Origin of the sequence: Radiobacillus kanasensis (assembly GCF_021049245.1) — a bacterium.
Classification (GTDB): domain Bacteria; phylum Bacillota; class Bacilli; order Bacillales; family Amphibacillaceae; genus Radiobacillus; species Radiobacillus kanasensis.
This window is the reverse complement of the sequence record NZ_CP088020.1, coordinates 1,186,423-1,208,150: the sequence shown is the minus strand read 5'-3', so window position 1 is coordinate 1,208,150 and position 21,728 is coordinate 1,186,423. Positions and strand designations below refer to the sequence as shown.

At 38.4% G+C, this 21,728-nt stretch carries 23 protein-coding genes; 9 read left to right on the top strand and 14 right to left on the bottom strand.

Features of this window, described 5'->3' with window-relative positions:
* Positions 1-7: 7 nt before the first annotated feature.
* The 3 genes from KO561_RS06370 to KO561_RS06355 all read right to left on the bottom strand — a co-directional run bounded on the left by KO561_RS06370 (position 8) and on the right by KO561_RS06355 (position 3,521).
* A complete protein-coding gene (locus KO561_RS06370; protein WP_231096289.1) occupies positions 8-772 on the bottom strand; it encodes a YjbA family protein in 765 nt (254 codons plus the stop codon).
* A 513-nt stretch (positions 773-1,285) separates the two neighbouring features.
* On the bottom strand, positions 1,286-2,527 hold the full coding sequence (fabF, locus tag KO561_RS06360; RefSeq protein ID WP_231096287.1) for a beta-ketoacyl-ACP synthase II: 1,242 nt from the start codon (positions 2,525-2,527) through the stop codon (positions 1,286-1,288).
* A gap of 58 nt (positions 2,528-2,585) precedes the next feature.
* Positions 2,586-3,521, bottom strand: a complete 936-nt coding sequence (locus KO561_RS06355; RefSeq protein WP_231096286.1) for a beta-ketoacyl-ACP synthase III — start codon at positions 3,519-3,521, stop codon at positions 2,586-2,588.
* Between the two features lie 175 nt (positions 3,522-3,696).
* Here KO561_RS06355 and KO561_RS06350 point away from each other — a divergent pair, with 175 nt between their 5' ends.
* Positions 3,697-3,930 (top strand): hypothetical protein, encoded by a 234-nt coding sequence (locus tag KO561_RS06350; protein WP_231096285.1) that lies wholly within the window; start codon positions 3,697-3,699, stop codon positions 3,928-3,930.
* Positions 3,931-3,950: 20 nt separating this feature from the next.
* On the opposite strand, the gene KO561_RS06345 is transcribed toward KO561_RS06350, so the two are convergent.
* Positions 3,951-4,919 carry a BMP family ABC transporter substrate-binding protein gene (locus KO561_RS06345; protein WP_331000860.1) on the bottom strand — a complete coding sequence of 323 codons (969 nt, stop codon included), beginning with the start codon at positions 4,917-4,919 and terminating at the stop codon, positions 3,951-3,953.
* 87 nt (positions 4,920-5,006) lie between these two features.
* Positions 5,007-5,582, bottom strand: a complete 576-nt coding sequence (locus KO561_RS06340; RefSeq protein WP_231096283.1) for a hypothetical protein — start codon at positions 5,580-5,582, stop codon at positions 5,007-5,009.
* A gap of 140 nt (positions 5,583-5,722) precedes the next feature.
* Between KO561_RS06340 and KO561_RS06335 the strand changes: the two genes are divergently transcribed.
* Positions 5,723-5,899: a DUF2929 family protein gene (locus KO561_RS06335; protein WP_231096282.1), complete on the top strand. Its 177-nt coding sequence runs from the start codon at positions 5,723-5,725 to the stop codon at positions 5,897-5,899.
* Between the two features lie 61 nt (positions 5,900-5,960).
* Here the strand turns inward: KO561_RS06335 and KO561_RS06330 are convergent, their stop codons facing one another.
* A complete protein-coding gene (locus tag KO561_RS06330) occupies positions 5,961-6,275 on the bottom strand; it encodes a hypothetical protein (protein WP_331000834.1) in 315 nt (104 codons plus the stop codon).
* A 103-nt stretch (positions 6,276-6,378) separates the two neighbouring features.
* Here KO561_RS06330 and KO561_RS06325 point away from each other — a divergent pair, with 103 nt between their 5' ends.
* Entirely contained in the window at positions 6,379-7,200 is an 822-nt protein-coding gene (locus tag KO561_RS06325; protein WP_231096281.1) for an undecaprenyl-diphosphate phosphatase, read from the top strand.
* Between the two features lie 31 nt (positions 7,201-7,231).
* Here KO561_RS06325 and KO561_RS06320 read toward each other — a convergent pair whose 3' ends face one another.
* Positions 7,232-8,281 (bottom strand): hypothetical protein, encoded by a 1,050-nt coding sequence (locus KO561_RS06320; RefSeq protein ID WP_231096280.1) that lies wholly within the window; start codon positions 8,279-8,281, stop codon positions 7,232-7,234.
* Between the two features lie 69 nt (positions 8,282-8,350).
* Here KO561_RS06320 and KO561_RS06315 point away from each other — a divergent pair, with 69 nt between their 5' ends.
* Complete coding sequence (locus tag KO561_RS06315) at positions 8,351-8,707, top strand: Hsp20/alpha crystallin family protein (protein WP_231096279.1); 357 nt, start codon at positions 8,351-8,353, stop codon at positions 8,705-8,707.
* Complete coding sequence (locus KO561_RS06310) at positions 8,704-8,967, top strand: spore germination protein (protein ID WP_231096278.1); 264 nt, start codon at positions 8,704-8,706, stop codon at positions 8,965-8,967. The genes KO561_RS06315 and KO561_RS06310 overlap by 4 nt, the downstream gene beginning before the upstream one ends.
* A gap of 33 nt (positions 8,968-9,000) precedes the next feature.
* Here KO561_RS06310 and KO561_RS06305 read toward each other — a convergent pair whose 3' ends face one another.
* From KO561_RS06305 to KO561_RS06290, 4 genes are all read right to left on the bottom strand, one after another.
* The gene (locus tag KO561_RS06305; protein ID WP_231096277.1) at positions 9,001-9,261 is read right to left on the bottom strand and encodes a spore germination protein; all 261 of its coding nucleotides are present in this window, start codon (positions 9,259-9,261) and stop codon (positions 9,001-9,003) included.
* 14 nt (positions 9,262-9,275) lie between these two features.
* On the bottom strand, positions 9,276-9,779 hold the full coding sequence (locus KO561_RS06300) for a hypothetical protein (RefSeq protein WP_231096276.1): 504 nt from the start codon (positions 9,777-9,779) through the stop codon (positions 9,276-9,278).
* 159 nt (positions 9,780-9,938) lie between these two features.
* Complete coding sequence (locus KO561_RS06295; protein ID WP_231096275.1) at positions 9,939-10,250, bottom strand: metal-sulfur cluster assembly factor; 312 nt, start codon at positions 10,248-10,250, stop codon at positions 9,939-9,941.
* A gap of 67 nt (positions 10,251-10,317) precedes the next feature.
* Complete coding sequence (locus KO561_RS06290) at positions 10,318-11,082, bottom strand: prolyl oligopeptidase family serine peptidase (protein ID WP_231096274.1); 765 nt, start codon at positions 11,080-11,082, stop codon at positions 10,318-10,320.
* A 153-nt stretch (positions 11,083-11,235) separates the two neighbouring features.
* Between KO561_RS06290 and KO561_RS06285 the strand changes: the two genes are divergently transcribed.
* The 3 genes from KO561_RS06285 to KO561_RS06275 all read left to right on the top strand — a co-directional run bounded on the left by KO561_RS06285 (position 11,236) and on the right by KO561_RS06275 (position 12,540).
* Positions 11,236-12,069, top strand: coding sequence for a Cof-type HAD-IIB family hydrolase (locus KO561_RS06285; RefSeq protein ID WP_231096273.1), 834 nt, complete (start codon positions 11,236-11,238; stop codon positions 12,067-12,069).
* A 118-nt stretch (positions 12,070-12,187) separates the two neighbouring features.
* Complete coding sequence (locus KO561_RS06280; protein WP_231096272.1) at positions 12,188-12,337, top strand: hypothetical protein; 150 nt, start codon at positions 12,188-12,190, stop codon at positions 12,335-12,337.
* Positions 12,338-12,339: 2 nt separating this feature from the next.
* Complete coding sequence (locus KO561_RS06275; RefSeq protein WP_231096271.1) at positions 12,340-12,540, top strand: DUF3813 family protein; 201 nt, start codon at positions 12,340-12,342, stop codon at positions 12,538-12,540.
* 45 nt (positions 12,541-12,585) lie between these two features.
* Here KO561_RS06275 and KO561_RS06270 read toward each other — a convergent pair whose 3' ends face one another.
* From KO561_RS06270 to KO561_RS06260, 3 genes are read right to left on the bottom strand one after another with little or no spacing between them, the layout of a single operon-like run.
* The gene (locus KO561_RS06270; RefSeq protein WP_231096270.1) at positions 12,586-15,795 is read right to left on the bottom strand and encodes an ATP-binding protein; all 3,210 of its coding nucleotides are present in this window, start codon (positions 15,793-15,795) and stop codon (positions 12,586-12,588) included.
* Positions 15,788-16,150: a response regulator transcription factor gene (locus KO561_RS06265; RefSeq protein ID WP_231096269.1), complete on the bottom strand. Its 363-nt coding sequence runs from the start codon at positions 16,148-16,150 to the stop codon at positions 15,788-15,790. The genes KO561_RS06270 and KO561_RS06265 overlap by 8 nt, the downstream gene beginning before the upstream one ends.
* 15 nt (positions 16,151-16,165) lie before the next feature.
* Positions 16,166-17,767, bottom strand: coding sequence for a diguanylate cyclase (locus KO561_RS06260; protein ID WP_231096268.1), 1,602 nt, complete (start codon positions 17,765-17,767; stop codon positions 16,166-16,168).
* A gap of 165 nt (positions 17,768-17,932) precedes the next feature.
* On the opposite strand from KO561_RS06260, the gene KO561_RS06255 reads away from it, so the two are divergent.
* Positions 17,933-21,109, top strand: a complete 3,177-nt coding sequence (locus KO561_RS06255; RefSeq protein ID WP_231096267.1) for a glycoside hydrolase family 113 protein — start codon at positions 17,933-17,935, stop codon at positions 21,107-21,109.
* Positions 21,110-21,728: the final 619 nt, after the last annotated feature.

The following is a 21,728-nucleotide window of genomic DNA, read 5'->3' as shown; positions in this document are numbered from 1 at the left end:
TACATTCTCAAATGATTCGTTTATAGGTACTCTGTTCAGGAGCTTGTTCAATCTCCCACATTTTTTCAAAAAATGGCTGCCCTTTTATAAGCTTACCACAAAGATCTTCATGCGCTTTACTCCAACCTTGGCTTACTCCTTCGTAAAGAGCGTACCATGCTTCTTGGAAATTCATACTTTTAATTTCGGAGTAGTTATCTGGACTCCATTCCGTTAGCCAATATCTTACTTCCTCGGCATTTTTCATGCCTTCCATTTGATCTAAGGCCATCATTAATAACTGTTTAAGCTGCCTTTCCTTACGAGTCAACCCAATCATCGACTCAGGTGGCAACGATAAAATATGATACTCTTTCTCCAATTGTTCTTCTGCGAATTCAAAGGATTGCTTCTCTGTTCCTTCGATCATTTCATACACTAATCTTTCCTGACGAGGAATAAGTCTACTCTTGCGAACTGGCAAATGGTACCCAATGGTGTCAAAAACGACAATAGATGAACCATTTGTAACAATCGCAGCATACTCTAAAGGAATTCTTTCTTGATTTTTTCTTAAATAAGCTCGTTTATAAATACATTCTAATAAGGGTATTGGTAAATCACGCAGATCATTTTCAATATAATGATACAACATGTCGTCTATGTACAAGATCGGGACTTGATCTAATAGTTCAATTCCATCTTCTTTCCGCCATTCATGAAACGGACAAATGTTGTATCCATTTTCTTCCCCTTCAAACCAATTCACCCAAACGTCATGTAAATATAGCATGTTGAACCCCCGCTTTACCGTAATGTGTGTGTTAAATTAACTAAAAATAATGCTCCATGTACTCTGATAACGAAAATTTTTTTACCAAAGGAAGTTAACTTCTAAGACGATCGAAGCAATCTTTTTACATACATTATGACCAGCAAAAGGAATATTTATTCTTCAAGCCCTTTATTTAACTGGAATATTTGGGATTCGTGAAATAGAGATAAGCATGAGAATTAAGCCTATCGGAAGTAGATAGCATTCTACTCTACCTTGAATAAATAGAAAGTAATTCGTAAGAGAAAGGCCTGCTGGAACAAAGTTTAAATACGAAATAAGGGTTACTCCTCCGGAAACTGCGAAACCAAATCCGATTAAAAATAAAAAGACGAATCCCATCCAATCACCATACCTGTTCTAGTAAATGTACTATCATCCTATGCTTGTCCATGGTGAAACATGCTATCTTCTATTATTGAAGCCAAAAAAAGAACATGCTCCTAATTGGAACATGCTCTCTGCTTATTATTATCCAGCATACTTTTTGAAAATAATCGTTGCGTTGTGCCCACCGAAGCCAAGTGAATTGCTTAATGCATATTGGAATTCTTGTTTTCTTGCTTCATTTGGAACATAATCTAGATCACAGTCTGGATCCGGTGTTTCATAATTAATGGTTGGAGGCAAAACACTGTCTTGTAAAGCTTTCAATGATATGATGGCTTCTACAGCACCTGCAGCCCCTAATAAGTGCCCCGTCATCGACTTAGTGGAGGAAACCGCTAACTGGTAAGCATGCTCCCCAAAAACCGTTTTCACTGCATTCGTTTCAAATGAATCGTTTAATTCTGTGCTTGTACCGTGAGCGTTTATATAACCAATATCAGATGGTTGAATCTCTGCATCTTCAATTGCTTGTTTCATTGCACGACTTGCCCCTTCTCCTTCTGGTGCAGGGCTTGTGATGTGATGCGCGTCTCCAGATGAACCGTACCCGACGATTTCACCATAAATCGTTGCACCACGCTCTAAAGCGGATTCTAAACTTTCTAGAATAATAATACCAGCACCTTCACCCATCACAAATCCGTTGCGGTTTTTATCGAACGGACGACTTGCTGTATTTGGGTCTTCATTAAAGGATAGAGCTTTTGCTGTTGAGAAACCAGCGAAGGACATATTGGTAAGTGGTGCTTCTGCTCCACCTGTAATCATGTAGTCCGCGTCTCCACGCTCGATCACTTTATACGCATCTCCAATAGAGTTCGTTCCTGATGCACATGCTGTTACCGTACAAGAATTAATCCCTTTAGCTCCTAATTGAATCGAGACCTGACCTGCTGCCATATCAGGTATAAGCATAGGAACGAAAAATGGACTTACACGACGATAACCTTTTGACAGGAAGTTATGGAATTGCTCTTCATAGGTCGACATTCCACCAATCCCTGATCCAATCCAAACCCCAACGCGTGGAGCTATCTCGTCGTTGATATCCAGTTTAGCATCTTCTACAGCCATTTTAGCAGCAGCTACAGCATACTGAGTGAACAAGTCCATTCTCTTCGCTTCTTTTTTCTCCATATAATTGGTAGCATCAAAGTCTTTAAGCTCTCCTGCTACCTTTGCCGGAAAATCATCTTTGTTTACTTTTGTTACAAAATCAATCCCTGATTTTCCTGCCTGAATGTTACTCCACATCGTTTGTACATCATTACCTACTGGCGTAACTGCTCCTAGTCCTGTTATTACTACACGTCTTTTTTCCAAGGTAATATTCCTCCTTCATCCAACGTTACGTATTCTTTCTAACCCTTTACTCTCTAAATTAAACGCCCCAGCGAAGCGCTACAGCACCCCACGTTAGTCCGCCACCAAATCCAACTAAAACGACTAAATCATCTTCCTTTATTTTACCGTTTTTTGCATCTTCGGACAAAGCAATTGCAATAGATGCTGCGGATGTATTTCCATACTTACGAACAGAAGTAGCCATTTTATCTACTGAGATTCCTAGTCTCTCTCTAGCTGCATCCATAATTCGAATATTAGCTTGATGAGGAATCAAATAGTCCACATCTTCTTTTTTTAATCCGATTTTTTCTACGACATTTACGCTGGATTCTGGCATCTGACGTACCGCAAATTTAAATACCTCACGACCATTCATACTAAGGTATTCTTTGTCTTGGTATAAATACTTTCCTCCGCCCCCGTCTGCTCCGAGTTCAAAGGATAGTATCCCCTTCCCTTCCCTTACAGGTCCGATTACGGCAGCTCCAGCGCCATCACCAAATAATACACACGTATTGCGGTCTGTCCAGTCCGTAATTTTGGACAGTTTCTCTACTCCTATAATTAATATATGTTTATAGGCATTATTTTCAATGAATTGCTGTGCGGTTATCATTCCGTACATAAAGCCTGAGCAGGCTGCACTAAGATCCATCGCAGCTGCCTTTTTAGCCCCTAAACGGTCCTGAATCATACAAGAGACAGAAGGAAACGGTGTGTCAGGTGTTACGGTTGCAACTAAAATTAGGTCTAAATCTTCTGCCGTAATCTTTGCATCTTCTAAAGCACGAACCGCTGCCAAGTATGCCATGTCGGATGTATCCATGTCATCCTCTGCGATTCTTCTTTCTTCAATCCCTGTTCTAGTACGGATCCATTCATCGCTCGTGTCAACAATTTTTTCTAAATCTGCATTTGTTACTATTTTTTCTGGCACATAATGTCCAGTCCCTAAAACACCTGCATTCATGTATTTCATCCTTTCTTGTTGAATTTATATCATATATTAAGACTTGGTCCTAATTTTAATCGATAATTCATTTTTATTCAAGTTCCTAATCCCTTATCCCTTTTTTTAATCCCTTGGATAGACGCCTGCTCACATTTTTCCACCTATAATAGACTATAGAGTAGGAGGTGATTGTATGTTTTTTCAAAAAGGGAAGCAGCAACAAAGAGCTCCCCACCAATTTCCTAATCCCCACCCCTATCGCAGACCTTATGGACCACCAACAAGACAACCGTCCAAGCAATCGGAGTCGGACGATGAAGCGTTTGACCTAATGGACACTGCACAGACTGTTATGAAAACTTATGACCAATTATCCCCATATGTTAAAAGCATCTCCAAACGTTTTTTAAACAGAAAAAAAGACTGACCATCCTTCGGTCAGTCTCTTTATCTTTCGTTTGGCAATAAGCCATCTTCCTTATAGTTATCAATATGTCTCTCAAGATCAGCTACAAATTCACCCGGAACCTTTGGACTGAAGTCCCCCATTTCCACCACTCCATCTTGGAAATCAAAGGTAAATATTCCACCTTGCAACTCGCCTACATTAAAGTCTTCTGCGGCTTGTACATATAAACGATTCGCATATTGCACCGTACTTGTTAAAACGGTGTTCTCTCCCAAATTCGATTGATCGGTAACAAATCCAATCGCATAAAGTCCTGCCTCACGTACTCGATTAATGACAGGTGCGCTAAAAGAGTCTCCAGCTGGGTAATACACATCTACATTTTCTTCTTTTAAAGATTTAAATAAGTCTAAAGCACGTTCTGTGTTGTCCCAACCATTTACAAACTCCATCTTCACTTCTGCATTTGGATTTTGATAATTAACCCCTTCAAAAAAACCCTCAATTTCTGGTTGCCATTCATGTGCTGCGATAATACCCACTTGGTTCGTTTTCGTCATTTTCCCTGCGACCATTCCACCAAAGAAGCCCATCGCGTGGGAACTAAAATTAAGACTGGTTAGATTGTCATCGCTGTATCCTCCATTAAAATAAACAAAATGAACATCCGGATACTCATTTGCGATATCTTTAAACATCTTTCCATAAATACTACTATGTCCAAACACAAGGTTAACCCCTTGGTTCGCAAACTCTTCGATAGCATGGTTTACTTGTTGCTGGGTCGTAACCCCTTCTTTAAAATAAACGTCAACATCGAATTGTTCTTTTATTTCTAACAATCCCTTGTACCCTTTACTTCCCCAGGATTGATCATTAATGGAGCCTTCAACTAGCATTCCTACTTTGTTAATGTTTTGCTGCTGTGAATTCACATTACAACTAGAAAGTAGAGCAACAATGAGACAGATTATGAATACAGAAGCTAATTTTCTCAATATGCGCACTCCTATTCCGAACAATTGCATTACTAGTACTATTCTACCTTGTAAAAAGTAGGAGGTAAACGACTTTCATTTTACAATCTGATTACATTAATATAAATTAGTGTATTGTTGGTAATGCTCGTCAATTAGTTGCAATCGATTCGAAACTGTATCCGTTTGCCTTACATAAATAACCTCATCCCCGTCCTCTTCCTCTCTCATTGACTTAGATAAAGACTTTACCTTCCAGTCCTTATTTAACTGATTTTCCTTGAAAAGGCTGAAAAGAATGTCAACGAAATCTTCTATCCATACCGCTTCTTCATTGAATTTTTTAGATTCAAAAGATATAAAGGTATCCTTATACTCAAAACCGTCGTCTTCTCGATCCATGAACTCTCCAAACAACATGGGGGTTGAGATTGTGTGTGTTTGGTTATCCTCAAGCTGGATAAAGAGAACATGGGGTTGAACATCGATATAAATAATATCGGATTCCTTCTTCCTAGCATCAGGTAAAGTTTCCATCCATTCAAAATGGCTATTCCTCCCAACGAACATGGAAAGATGTTCTCGTTTTTCACTAGTTATAGGATCACATCCCATAACCTCATAGCCTCCCTCTAAAAACTTCTGGAGGAGATGATAGCCAATCCAATGAAAGCAATTATTGATAACGATCATCCACTCGCCCTCCCATCATTACCTTTTATACAGTCTATGTAAGTGGCGTCGATTTTTTGAATAACGATGATTTTTTGTTTATTTTTTTATAAGCTTTTGGTAAACTACAATTAGAATGTCTATAGATAGAGGTGATCGTTGTGCGAGTAATAGTTGCAGCAATATGGGCTTTCCTATTAAGTGCTCTAGTTACATATGTTTTATCTAATATGGCTGGAGAGCCATTCGAGCTTAGCTCCGTTCTAGTTCTAACCGTTCTTTTCCTAGTAGCTGTTATCGGATTAGGTGAAGGAGCATTAAGAGAGAAGTCAGAATAACACGTTTGAATAAAAAGGAAGTAAACCCTTGCCTTATTTCTGGCAAGGGTTTCTTGTTGGATTAATACCAAGGTAGTGCACTGATTGTCGCGAGTGCAGCTAGTGGAAGAATCAATCGACGGAAACGGTTTGGTGGGTAACCGTACCCATATCCGTAACCATATGGATAACCCACTGGTCCGAAGCGATAGTCCCCGTAATCCGGATACATTTCATGGGCTTCCAAAGGAACCGCCATGTGCACGTTCTCATTGTCTAACCCTGTAATAATACCATCCACTTTGGAACCATCAGCAAGCTCTGCTAACACATATTTATTCATATGTTTATGGCAAAGGTCGTATATATGATGGTGATTGTGTGGTCTGTTCATCATAGTACCTCCTCCTTCTGCTACAGACTATTCAGAGGATTCTAGGTGTGTGACTATATAATAAGGAAATATTAACGCAAAATTCATCGTCAAGGAGCGGATTTTTATGGATACTTTTGTAAGTATGTGGGTTGTATTTAAGTACATATTTTTAGGCTTGTTCCAAGGGTTTACAGAGCCTATTCCAATATCGTCTAGTGGACACCTTGTCCTTTTGCAACATGTAATGGGGATGGACTTAGAGGGACTATCCTTTGAAGTACTCGTTAACTTCGGTTCTTTAATTGCTGTCCTAATCATATATCGACAGGATATTATGAGACTCTTACAAAATGGTGTTGGCTATGTTTTCACTCAGAAAAAAGAAGGGAAATCAGATTTCCAGTTTATTTTTTATTTAGTCATTGCTACGATACCTGCAGGGGTCATTGGAATACTATTCGAAGACCAAATCGCAGAAACCTTTAGTGCGCCAGAAATGATTGGGATTACGCTCATTATCACAGGGATTGCCCTTTGGATTATACGGAACATCAAAGGACATAAAGGAGAAGCAAACATTACGGTGAAAGAGGCCATAATCATTGGACTTGCTCAAGCCGTGGCTTTAATTCCGGGGATTAGCCGATCTGGCTCTACAATCGTAGCAGCTATGCTACTCGGTCTAAAGCAAGATACAGCATTACGCTTTTCTTTCCTATTATATATTCCAGTCAGCTTAGGTACATTGTTACTATCGATTGAAGACATCATAAATGATCCAAATATTGATGTGTTATGGATCCCGTATGTATTAGCCTTTCTTGCATCGGTAATCGCAACCTACTTCTCCTTGAAGTGGTTTATGAACATCATGGCCAAAGGTAATCTAAAATATTTCACCTATTATTGTATTGTGGTAGGGATCATTGCGATTATTTTATTATAATGAACACACAAAAAAGCGGGAAGGGATCATTTCATGGATTCCCTCCCGCTTTTTCTTCTGCTACTACCACTAAAGCAAGCTCTAAAAGCAAATACTTCGGTATATTTTTTATCTCTTCCATTAAGTTTTCAAACAGAAAAGCCATTTCTTGGATCTCCAAGTTGAATTCAACCTGGAAATCTGAGAAAAAATATTGCTTGGAAGCTTTGAATATATCCCATGCTAACACCTCATCTACTCCATATTTATGAAGTGGAACTAACAACTGAGAATAAAGAGTTTCTAAAATGGCTATTTGACCATCCAGTTTGTTTAAGGAGTCGGAAAGATGCTTTAGTTGGTACGCATCTTTAATCTTTTTAAGCAGCTCTTGAGTTGCTTGACTCGGCAGTTTATCTAATAGGAAGTCTTCCTTGTCAAGTTGTCCGAGAACGCCTGGCATTATTTCCCTTATTAAACCGAATAAAAGCCAATCCGTTTTAATTTGTGCCTCTAAGTCGTCCTCTACTTTCTTCACAATGTCAGGTCTTACAATCATATTAGGAGACACGTACATTCCTATCGTTTCTTTTACTTTTTTTAAGTGCTCCTCCATATTCCTCGAAAATAATTGAAAATTACCTTTCTGGTGATTCCAGTTCACTTGAATGTTTTTCCATGTTTGCTCTAACACGTTCTCCTTAACAGCTAATTTTTGAAACAATATCGGGACGACTTGAATGTGTAGGGTCTCTTTTATTTGTTGATATATCTTTTTTATTCGTTCCGTGGCTTCTTCCGGTGGAACAATGTGAGGTTTAGATGTTGTTACTTTCTTCTTTGTAACTCCAACCCCTACTATCCCTGTCCCTTCAATTTCTCGTATTTCTAATTCCTTCACAAAAATTTTATGGATCCCTATTTGTTCACTATTTTCTTCCACTAGTTCTCCTAGTTGAAGGGTCCCTTTCACTTTTTCAATTTTTATTTTCCCCAAATGATATTCGTAAGCAGGAAGGTGATTGATATAATAAATGTATTCATTCAGCTGTTTCCGAAGCATGGTGTTTTCTGCTTCTAGCCGTTCTATCCTTTCTTTCATAGGCAACTCCCTCACGTATCCCATCTTTCTCGAATATATTATTATACATATTCAAAGGGGGACGGATTCATGATATCGGGAAAAAACAGCCAAGAAACAGTAGAAACAAAAGAGGATATCCAGGTTCGAACACCAAGAATTGACGTATATGAGTCTGATACGGACTATTATATAAGGATGAGCTTGCCTGGTGTTCAAAAAGAGAATCTACATGTAAAGCTTCTTAATGATCAAGATCTCGAAATAAAAGGAAATGTTTATTCCTCTCATCCAGATCACATCAATCAATTAGTGGCCCAAGAGATATTTGAAGGTCCCTTTTATCGACTGATTCGGTTTCCAACTTATATAAGGAAGAATAGTATTTCTTTTGACTACAAAGCGGGCATATTGCAACTTTCTATAAAAAAGGGTGTAAGTGAATGAGCTTTGGAGTGGATCCAATTGGGGTCAACATAATTGGAGGAATAAAAGTTAATGCATTAGAGAACACCGCATCGATAGGAATTGGAGAAAATCAGTATATGTCTTTAAATAGTCAGGTAAAAAACAACCTAAATGCTGGCGAGGTATATGGGGACTTCGATTATAACTATTTCCAAATCATTGGTTCCTCTGTATTTGATCCAGATGGAGCGGACACGGTTATGCCAGTAAATACCCCTTCCCTTGGTCTTGAAGACTAAATAAGCCGAGTTTCCCTTTTTGGGTACTCGGCTTCATTCTTCTTTTACCTGCCCCCACAATCTGGCAGGTGGCACCTCTTCATGAAAACTGTCAAGTTGATCCTGGTCATATATAGCGGATTTTCGTGAGCTCATATTAATATTAGATCCGTCCCCATAAGCACTGCCAATCCCATTATTGGTTTTCGATTCACTATTCATATCAGATAGTGTGCTTTTCCCAATAATTAAAGAAGAAGTTCCGGATATATGAAAGACTTTTAGGTTTCCGATGTTGACTTGAACATCTCCCAAAACAATCACTCCTACTAGAAATCAATAGGTATCGATTCTTCCTTGTTTCGTTTTTTACTCTTTTTAAAAATAAAGGTAGCCATACTTTCCTCTACATAAACATGATAATTGTCTTTATGAATCGGATATGGAAAATCCAATTCGCGTTGTAGGACTTCATCATTAAAATCGGATTCAACTAATTTGGTGGATGTAGGTGGTTGTGGGCGCTTTACGTTTGCTTTTAGTAATATCCTGCTTTCAGAAAGAAACGTAAGCTTTACATCATTTGCATCCGTCAGACCAGGAACGAACACTAACAAAAAAAGATTCGTTTCATTATCCCAAATCTCTATCGGGAGTTGATTATAAAATGTTTTTTTACGTCTTCCCATCCCGTTAACGGAATTCCAAAAGTCTTCATCTAAAACTTGTTTATATTCATCCACCATTCCTCTTATATCCTTTAAATAATCAGGAGAAAAAGAATGATTTGGATTCATTCCTTGGAACATTTTGTGAAAGTTGAATGGATCCATCCTTAACACCTCTACCTAGTTTGTTAGGATATCCTATTCAAAGCGTGAGTTTATTGTTCTTTTCTCATATAGGATGCACGGACACTGCAGTTGAAATGCCTAATCTTTCCAGAAAACAGCCAATAAAAAAAGTCCCTACAGCGTAAGGACTTTACATAATCAATCTGGAATTCCTAGTGCAATTTTCGCATAGCGAGACATTCGATCTTTTGACCATGGTGGACTCCACACGATTTTTACTTCTGTATCTTTTACTTCTGGAATATCTTCTAATACTCGTTTCACATCTTGTTCAATGTGACCAGCCAATGGACACCCCATAGCTGTTAACGTCATCGTGACGATAGCCGTTCCATCCTCGTCTAAATCTACTCCGTAAACAAGACCAAGGTTTACGATATCTATACCAAGCTCAGGGTCAATCACATTCTCTAGTGCACCCATCAGGTTTTCTTGTAAAGCTTCATCCATGCTTATCCCTCCTTCGAATTACTACTCCTATTATACACAAAAAGCTTCCTATTTTTAAAGAATCAAGCTAGAGTTGGAATTCTAGCCATTTCACTGTTTCCAATGTAGCAAACCTACTTACTTTATGTCCTCTTCCTACTTCACGAAGGAAACGAATGTTTTCTGGATTTTTATACTGTTTCGTTACTTCCTCATAAAAGCTGTACGAATGATCGAACGGAACTACCGGATCCTTATCTCCATGCCAGAAAAATAACGGTCTTCCCATCAGCTTATCCATTTGCTTGGATAAGTCAATGCTCTGAAGCGATTGAAGAACCTCATCAACTTGCTCATCCGACATCGGAAAATTGCGCATGGATTTCTTCACTTCATTGACAATCTGTTGAGCATATTCTGCAATTTTGGGGGAGCCCATTAATATTGCAGCTACTTTGATCCATGGAAATTGGGTAAGCGCTGCTGCTGTTGTGATCCCACCCATGCTCGTACCAGCAACCCCAAAACGCTCTTCTTTTATCAAATGGTTAGCATCTAACTCCCTTTTTATTGTAGATAAGTCCTTTAAATTTTGTTCCACAATATGAAAGAATTGCAGTTCCCTTTCCGCATGAGGAATGCCATCTTCTCTTTCACCGTGATGTAAACTATCCGGAAGCACTACTCTGTACCCTTTTTCTGCTAACAAATAAGCAATCGGTAAGTTGTGTTCCTTTGCACTTGTGTATCCGTGAAAATACGTTAGTACAGGCAAAGCTTCATTTTTCTTTGCTGATTCCACTACCGTCAATACCGGTATGTCTTGCCAACGCTCTTTAAATACCACAATCATTATATGTAATTCCCTTCTATCTACTGTGTTCTACATTCTACTTCCATAATAGTATGAATTGACTATCGTTGCAAAAGACAATGCTACTTTTGACAAAATCTTTACAGATATTTGCTAGACCTATACACTATACTTACATAAGAGGTGATAAAAATGGAAAATGGCAGACATATGATTGCATTAGATTTAGATGGGACCCTACTAACAGATGACAAAATCATAAGCGAACGAACGAAAAAAACGGTATTAAAAGCGAAGGAAGAAGGTCATATTGTAGTAATTTCTACTGGCCGCCCTCACCGAGCAAGTATCGATTATTACCGTGAACTTGGTCTAGATACTCCTATGGTGAATTTCAACGGAGCTCTTATTCACCATCCTAATGATCCTAAATGGGATGCACTTCATAGCCCATTACCAATTCGGACCGCATTAAAAATTGTGGATTCCTGTTATTCGCTAGGAGTGCGAAATGTATTGGCAGAAGTGAGAGACCAAATCTACATAGATCAGTATGATGAAGCATTGATGGAGATTTTTCACGCAAACACCGAGGATTCTGTGATTCAAATCGGCAGCCTAAAAACGGAATTAATGGAAGACCCTACTTCCATTCTGATACATCCAAGGGAAGATCATATCGGGGAGCTTCGTAAACATTTAGATGATGAACACGCGTCTGTTATTGAGCATCGAAAATGGGGAGCTCCGTGGAACGTCATTGAAATTGTTCGAAAAGGGATGAACAAAGCGGTTGGCTTACAAAAAATCGCTCATTATTTCAATATTCCTGTCTCCAATATCATTGCTTTTGGAGACGAAGACAACGATTTAGAAATGATTGAATATGCAGGTGTTGGGGTTGCCATGGATAATGGGATTGATGAATTAAAGAAAATTGCAAAGCATGTCACTGCCTCTAATGAAGAAGATGGCATCGGCATTTTCTTAGAAGAATATTTAAACCTTAACGTACATGTCCATTAATTTTTCCATGATTTTCGAATCATAAACTTTATCGTGTGAAACCATACTATGCTTGAACGCACGTCGCGTTCAGGCTTTTTTTATCCCCTTTCACAGAAAGGATCAGGAGGGTTAACGAATGAGTAAAAAAAGTAAATCAAAACGTTTTACTCAACAAGGTGCCGATTCTGTAAAAAGACATGACGAGCGTTTCCCGTATCGTGAACGTTTTACAGATGTAGAGCGTAAACGAGAAGAAGCTGAAACCAATTCACTAGGAGGTTTTTAACGATGGCAAACATGGCGACTAATATGTTTAAACAAGCAAAAGACGCTGTTGCGCAGTTTACTAATTCACAAAACCCAACCGAGCAAGAGAAAGAATCTGCTCGTAGTGTTATCCAGTCTGCTTTTACAAGTGCATCCCCTGCTGAACAGCAACAGTTGCAAGAGCTTGAACGCAAGCTTGAGCAACATAACCAGTTGAAGTAAGCTGTTAGGTAAAAAAGCCATAAAAATAGCCCCGTGAATACGGGGCTATTTCTCTTCATCCACAAAAAGGATTTGTCCTTCCTTTTTATATTGTAATAACGTTTGTAAAATCACGGTCGATATTTTGTTTGGCGGATACGGTTTCGTTAAATAATCTGTAACTCCTAATTGCTGACCTTTTTCTTTCTCTTCTAAGGCACTTGAAATAAAAATCGGAACATTCACTAAATGCTCATATTGCTTAATGGAATGGATGACTTCCCAACCATTTGGTCCATCTCCAAGCATTAAATCAATAACAAACGCGTCTGGAGCAAGCTGCTCCATCTTCTCCTGTACTTTCTTACCTGATGCAAAGGTGCGAACACAGAATCCGGTGTCCTGCAACTCATCCTCTAATAAACGTGATAAGCTTCTATCATCCTCAACTAAGATAACTTCAGGTAGTGTATTATCTTGTTCTGTCTCCACCTGACTCTCTGGTTGAGTTAAAGGTAAAATAATAGTAAAGACGCTTCCGATTTCAACTTCTGAACGAACGGTAATTTTCCCATTATGAGCATCCACTATTTCTTTACAGATTGCTAACCCCAAGCCTGTTCCACCAATCTTACGCTGATCGGAATGATCTATCCGGTGAAACTTCGTAAATAAACGGTTGATTTCATGATCTGGGATTCCTATCCCGTTATCGGAAATATGAATAAACAGCTGATCGTCACTTGTATTAAAGGAAATTACGATATCTCCTCCGTCTGGAGAAAACTTAATCGCATTTCCAATCAAGTTGTTATATAGCTGGGTCATACTTCTAGCATCAGCCATTACAAAGGCAGATTGACTCGGATTTTTTATCGTAATAGGATGGCTCTTTCGTTTCGCTTCAAAGCTATTTACTACATCTGAAGCAAGCTGCACCATATCCACCTTTTTCATCACGTATTCTTGACGGCCTGCTTCCATTCTTTGCAAGTCTAAGAAATCGTTAATAAGGCTTGTTAACCTTTGTGCCTCTTTATGAATCGTTTTTAGATATCTTTCTTGACGTTCTGGCTTTAATTCCTTGTTAATCATAAGCTCCGTGTAGCCTAATACGGAAGCTAGTGGTGTTCGTAACTCATGGCTCACCGTACTTACTAAGTTGGATTTCATTTGGTCTACTTCATATTCAGCAGTAATATCTCTATATACAAATAGCGTTCCCATTCGTTGACCTGCATGATAAACCGCTTCGGCATACACGACTAAGACCCGACTGTGAGAATTTTCAACTTCAAATTGGTAGGTAACCTCCTGATTGTCCTCCTCAAAGATGGCTTCCTTCATAAACTTCTCTAGCTTTTCCTTTTCATGGACGTGTTCTAAAGAACAAGCAGACCATGTTTCATATTGATATAAGGAAATAGAGTCAGGGACATGACCTATTGCGAAGAAATCCAACCATTTTTGGTTATAGTGGATGAGACATCCTTCTTGATTCACGAATTGAATCCCTTCATTAATATTATCAATAATATCCTGATTTAGTTGTCTATTGTTTTCTGTCTGCTCAAAAAACTCTATACGTTCTAAGGAGAGCGCGATTCGTTTAAGAATCCCATCAATTTCTAGGATTTCCTTTTCATCAAATGGGTGATCTATTCGAGTGATGATTAAAACGGCCATTAGTTCTTCTGCTGAGTTCGTAATCGGTGCATGCAAATCATAACTAGTTGTATTCGTATGATAGCCTGTAGCTTCCTTTTCAGTTTTTCGTTCAGTCGTATAAGTGATTGGATTAGATTGTAATCTATTCGTTACAATCTGGAAGGAACGTTTAAATTCGTGTTCCTCGTTTTTACTTATTCCTATACCAGAGTACTCATCTGACTGATGTAAAAATAATATCCCTTTATCAATTTTATAAATGGAAGCAATATGGTCTAATACTTCCTCCACTAATTCTTGTTTTTTGTAGGTTGTAGATAAAGCATGGTTCAGTTGATTGAACCTTTGTAACGTTTCCTTTGTTTTTTCATGTTCATGGATGGATGCTTCTAATTGAACTTGATGTTCTTTAATAGCCGTAATTTCCTGTTGGATCGAAACAAATTGTTGGATCCTTCTATTTTCATCAAAATAAGGAACAATCGTTGCATACACCCAATAGATGGAGCCATCTTTACGTTGATTTTTTAACTCGCCACTCCAAATCCGTCCATCTTCCATTTGTGTGTCTATATCAGTTATTGTATCTTTTTGGTCCGGGACAGACAGTCGTAAGTAGTGTTCTCCTATCAGTTCTTTTTCCGAAAATTTCGAGATATCACAGAACTTTTGGTTAACAGATAAAAATTTTCCTTTTGCATCTGTAATCGCAACAATCGAAGACTCGTTTAGTGCAAGGTTAAGGTTTTTCAAATCATTTACATAGAGCTCCAACTGTTCCCTTTGCTGGATCAGTCGCTCATTTTGAGTAGATAAATTAGACTCCCGATCTTTAATCTTTTCAACCATATCGGCAAAACTTTGAGAGAGTGTCCCCAATTCATCTGCACGTTTTAATACACTTATTTGAGTGTTTTCTCCTTTTGCAATTAACGATGCCGCCTCAGATAGTTCATGAAGAGGGTTTCCAATTGTTAACGTTAACCGTCTTGCTGCAATACTTAATACGAGGAAGATCACAATAAGATAAAGAACAAGAGATAAGGAAATTAAGTTTAACCAATCCAGAAATTCCTGATTAATTTGCTTCAACTCACTATTTAACTGCTCAGAAATTTGTTCTAAGTTTTGAATTAAGTCATTCACTAATGTCGTGGTAGAATTGGTACTACTAAATGCTTTTAATCCTTCGTAATTTCCCGCTTCCACGATTGGCTTTGCTTCCGGTAACCATTGCTCCCAATACGTATTAAGAAATATCTCAAATTGACTTACTATATTGTATTCCTTTTCATTAAGATTCAACTGTTCAAACTCATATAAGTCTTCTTTCAAATTTTTCACATATAGTTCAGCAAGCCTTAATTCATCCTCATTATGGAAAGCCACATAGCCACGAACATGCAGGACTAATTTGTTATAGCTCTCTTCCATATCGTGAATGAGATCGCGTTTAGTACTTAAGACTTCTCTATCTTCCACATAGCTGCTTTTGACTACACTTTGAAAACTAAATATCGCGGATAGACCAATAAAGGCGATGATTAGTGTTACCATAATAATAAATAAAAACTGTAAGCGAATTGATTTCTTAAAAAACTTAAGCATGGAGAATATCCTCCACTAGTAAAGCCAACTCAGCAGGACTGAAAGGTTTAGACATGAAAAAAGGAATACCAGCCGCTTTAGTTTCTTCCATATCTGCTTGTTGGGTTTTTGCGGTAAGCATTAGTATCGGCGTTTCCTTTTTCCACTCTTCATCAAGCTTCCTTGCTACCTCTACCCCAGATAATCCTGGCATCATAAAATCCAAAATAACTAAGTCATACGTGTCCTCGTGAATTTTGTCCAAAGCATCTATCCCATCTACTGCTTGGACGACCAGATGTCCTTCATCTTCTAACGTATCACAGATTAGCAGCCGTAAAACTTCTTCATCATCAGCTATTAATATCTTTGCCATGTAAATGCTCCTTCCTTAGAACATCCGATTTACAATCCGTCTTATTCTTGCTTCTAATTGTTTTAAACTAAATGGCTTCGTAATGTAATCATCAGCACCTAATTCGAGTGCTTGGACAATATCACTGTCTTTTTGCCTTCCTGTCAGCATAATAATAGCCATGTTTTGATCATTCCTAGAGCTTCTAAGCTTGCGTAAGACTTCAATCCCATCCATTCTTGGCATAATTCCATCCAATAAAATGACATATTTGCCTGGATGCTTATACCAATCCGACTCAATAAAGGTTTCTCCTTCTCGAAACGTTTTTACTTCGACATGGTAATCCGCCAAAGCCATGCGAGATAGTTGATCACTTAGCATCCGTTGAATAATTCGGTCATCATCCACGATCCCAATTTTTAAAACCTTATGGTCTTCCTTAAACGAACGTAGGTTTATATTTGAATGATAGATTTGTACTTGTCCTTTCCCTGACTCTTTTCCATGGTATAAAGCGTCATCGCTTTTCTTAACTAAGTCCTCCAACACACGATCCTGAGAACTGTATTCTGATACGCCCGCGGTAAAGCTAATATACAAGGTTTCATTCTTGTCATTGGTAAAAGGAAGTTTTTTAAATTTATCTAGTAAGTCATTCACTAACTTAGCACCTTGTTCTTCTGTGGTTCCCGGAAGGAATAAGATAAACTCTTCCCCACCATAACGTATGAAATAATCTTGATTTCTTTTTTCATCCAGTATCAGATTGGAAAACTCTTTGAGGACTACATCCCCAAAATTGTGTCCGTGCTTATCGTTTACTTCTTTAAAGTTGTCTAAATCTAACAATGCAATCGTAAAAGGCTGGTTTTTACTTTCATAGAGGTCTGTGTGATGACTCCACATATCATGTAAAAATGTCCGATTATATGCATTGGTTAATTCGTCCACCATAATCTGTGACTTTAGCAGCTTGCGGAAATTCAACCGATTTTCAATCAAGGCATATAACACAGAAAAACGAACAGATTTTGTAAAATGGTCTTGTACGCCGGCTTTATATAATTGAATTTTCTCGGAATCTGTAAATTCACCCGCTCCCATTACAGGAGTAAAGGTACTTAAAGCGACCTTTGATATGTTGTCCATTAAACGAATGATATTCGTAAACTTTAGCCCAATAATGATCATTTCCGGTTGCATATCATAGAATATTTTTATTGCCCGTTTTACATCCATGGCAATGAGTACCATGATCCCCTTTTCCTCGAATTGCTCTCTCCACTTATTCACCACTTCCATGTCATCATCAATAATTAAAATGGCATACTGTGAACCTTTTAATGTTTTCAATTCTTGCTTCTCTTCTTTTATATCAGCATTTAGTAAGAGGGCAATTGGCTGAACAAAAGTTCTCCAATCTTGCTCCTTCCAATCATGCTCGGCCTCTGTATCGATTCTCTCTAATAGCTTTATCGCTAATTCCGTGAGATTTTCGAACCCAATTGAAGAGGCTGTTCCTTTAATCGAATGCAGAAAACGATATATATCCTGATTATTAACGGTTTCTTTCTCTTCCCATGTATCTAAAATCGAGCGATATTTGTGTACAAACATGTCTTGATATTTCTTCAAAAAGCTTCACTCCTAGATGGTGGTTACTCGTGTTTTGAATGATTATAAAGATCATCTCCATCATCCAAATTTTTCTTGATATTCATTGAAAAATCTTTCTGTATTCCTTTTATGTTTATGGTATCATCAGACGTAATCTATTTTAAGAGAAAATGAGTGATACGTTTGAAAAAAACAGTGCTTATTATATGTGGTTTTGTAGCTATTTTACTACTACCTTTCCTTATTTGGATGTTTTCCAATAAGGAGAGTTCTATTGTTACTATTATCGACAAAACTGTGCCGTCAGAAACCTATCGTGAACACCATGGCATAACCTGGTTACTTAACCATTTAAAGTATTCTGATACCAATGGTAGTGAAATAAGTGTACAAGATTACTACGGATACCATCCGGACAACAAACAGGAGGATCATTTAGATCTCCTACAGGAACAAGTAAAAAAGAGCAATATACTTTATATATCGGATACGTACGGAATCTATGAAGAGCAGGAGCAGCGTACTAGTGAGAAAGTAACAGGTGGCTTATCGAATGATGAGGTTACGATTATCGCTTCTTCTTTAAAGGAAAAACCAATGAAACTTTTCATGGAATTCAACAGCTTTGCTTCCCCAACAACAAAGGAAACTAGGGAATCGATCTCTAGTATTCTTGGTCTACATTGGTCTGGTTGGATTGGCAGGTACTTTTCAACGCTCAATTTGAATAATGAAAATGAACTACCTGATTGGGCGGTACAAGCTTATGAGAAGCAAACAGGCGAAACATGGTCCTTTAAAAAGGATGGATACATTTTTTCACATGAAGATGGACGTATTTTTGTTTTAGAAGATGAACAAGAAAATTACGAAGATGGAATTACCTTCACTTTTGACGAAAAAGGAACAGAAATAACCGGGATGGAAAAGAGTGTTCCTTACGGGTATTGGTTTGACATAAATGAGCCTACCGCAGGAGAGGTACTCGCTTCTTATCAATTAAACCTATCAAAAGAACATGCAAAAAAGCTTGAAGAAATCGGAATACCAGAATCATTTCCTGCTATTATACGGGCTCAATATGGACAGTCAGCTACTTATTATTTCGCTGGAGATTTTGTAGATACGTCCACTGTTCCACCATTTCATCAATATAGCGGCTTGCCTAGCTTTATGAAAGTGTTATACAGCTTCCTGCAAGATAATGAAAAGAATTTTTTCTGGAAAACCTATGTACCACTGATGAAGTCTTTATTAGCTGAACCAATTACAATAGAAAACGAAAAGGAACCAGCCGTCGCTCAGATGGGAAATATCAGTCTGATGGCCCGTTTAAACGATGAAAAAATGGAACTCTATCAAGATGGAAGCTGGAAGCCGATTACGATTAAAGGGGTCAATATAGGAATGGCGAAACCGGGCACCTTCCCTGGCGAAGCTGCCATAACAGAATCAGAGTATTACACATGGTTTGAACAAATACATGCCATGAACGCCAACACGATTCGTGTGTACACGATTCAACCTCCAGATTTTTACCGAGCATTAGAAAGGTTCAATCAGCAAGTAGAAAATCCTATTTACCTCTTACATGGTGTTTGGGCGGAGGAAGCACCTTTAGAAGAGAGCCTAGATTCCTTCACTGCTGAAAATACTAATGTATTTAAGGAAAATATTAAAAACACCATTGATGTATTGCACGGAAACGTGACATTACCGGAGCGGCCTGGTCATGCGAGTGGAATCTACGACGCGGATATATCGGAGTATGTTTCTGGGTACGTACTTGGTATTGAGTGGTACCCTTATATGGTAGAAAACACAAATCAAGTCCATTCTGGGAACGGACAGTACAAAGGCGAAGTTATCTATACGGAGAATGCTACTCCTTTTGAATATTGGTTAGCGTCGATGATGGACTACACAGCAACTTACGAACAAGAAACGTACCAGTGGCAACGTCCATTAAGCTTTACAAATTGGGTTACAACAGACCTGTTGGAGCACCCTTATGAACCTTTAGAGCAAGAGGATCTTGTTGGAGTTGATCCAAATCATATTAAAGCTGTTGATGATTATGAACCAGGTCTGTTTGCTTCCTATCACGTCTACCCATACTATCCGGACTTTTTAAATCACACCCCGGATTATTTAAACTATGTGGATCATCGTGGAGAAAAAAATGCGTACGCCGGTTATCTTCATGACTTAAGACAAGCTCATGACATGCCTGTTCTAGTTGCCGAGTTTGGTGTACCGTCTAGTCGAGGTATAACACATACGAATCCTTATGGATGGAATCAAGGCGGACATTCAGAGAAAGCACAAGGGGAGATTAACGCCCATCTTTTTGAGGATATCATGAAGGAAGATTACATGGGCGGGCTTGTCTTTACTTGGCAGGATGAGTGGTTTAAGCGGACTTGGAATACCGCTGAATTAGATAATCCTGATCGTAGACCTTTTTGGTCCAATGCCCAAACGAACGAACAACACTTTGGATTGTTGAGCTTTGATCCGTTGAAGGTGAAAGTAGATGGTAAACTATCTGACTGGAAAAAACTGAAGAACACTCTACAGGTTAATTCCGAACAACCAGGAGTGCAGTTCTTCCAAATCAATCATGATGAACAATATGTATATGCAGCTATTCAATTCGACTCAAACTATGTAAAAGATTTACCGGAAAGCTATTTACTTCTTCAAACAAAGAACAATCAAGGAAATACTACGGTCCCCTTTGATTCTTCTTTAGCTTCAACGGAAGGAATCGACTTCATCGTAAAGCTTAGTCAAGAGGAATCAAAAGTAGTAGTAGACAGTTATTATGATCCGTTCTACTTCCAGTATCACAATTTTATCAATCAATCGGAAATTCCTATGAAGAACAGCGGGAAATATAACGACATTCGGCTAGCACTTAATAAAGGATTAACGATCCCTGCAACAGGAGAAAAAATCCCATTCGAATCGTACGTAACGGGACTGCTTCAAAAGGGAAATGGAAATCCTGAATCAGAGGACTACAATTCCTTAACCGATTATTCCTATAATCCTAAAACCGGAGTCTTAGAACTTCGCCTTCCATGGCTATTGTTAAATTTCAAGGATCCTAGTAAACGAGAAGTTTTAGGGGATGTATGGAAAGACGGGTTAACAAGCTCTGACACTATAGAAGGAATATCCTTCAGTTTTGTCAGCACAATCGATGGAAAGCAGGTACGTTTACCAGCAACTAAACAGAAAAACGAGCTATCCTTTACTACGTATAGCTGGAAGGAATGGAATCAACCAACCTCCAATCCTCGATTGAAACAATCGTATTATATCCTGCAAGATTTGTTTGAAGGAATTAATTAACACCGAATAAAATCGGGACAAATATATTTTAGTCAATCATAAAATCCGAACTATGGTTCGATACTCTTTCATTAGAATTCGAATCAGTTCGGATTTTTCTTTTGTGTGATTTTGTCTGAAAAGATATAGACTCCCTCAGTTAGATTTGATTTACTCACAAATGCTCGCTTATTCGCAGGATTTCAAACCACTTGTAAGAACAATGACGGATGAATGGAATGAGTTTTAATACTTAAGGCTGCGACATAACGAAATAGTAAAAGGTGCTATAAAACCATCGGTTTTGTGACTGCTCGGTGTGAGTACGATGCTGATTTCCGTTGCGGGTAATCGCTTTCCGCGGGCACGGTCTCAGCCTCCTCAAAAAGCAAAATTCGCTTTTCTGCGGGGTCTTCAACTCGTGCTGTTCCCGCAGGAGTCGATTACCCTCCACTCCAATCAACATACTGTACGCGGTAGACAATTATTTATTGGTCCTGCTAGGAAGGTTATAGCCAGATGGGACAACTGTCTACTGTAACTTTTCACCCTATTTTAGACATGTATAGGGCATCTGTTCTTTTATTCGAGCTTAAGGAACACTTGTCGTTGCGTTTCCGTAATTATAAAGGACTGAATG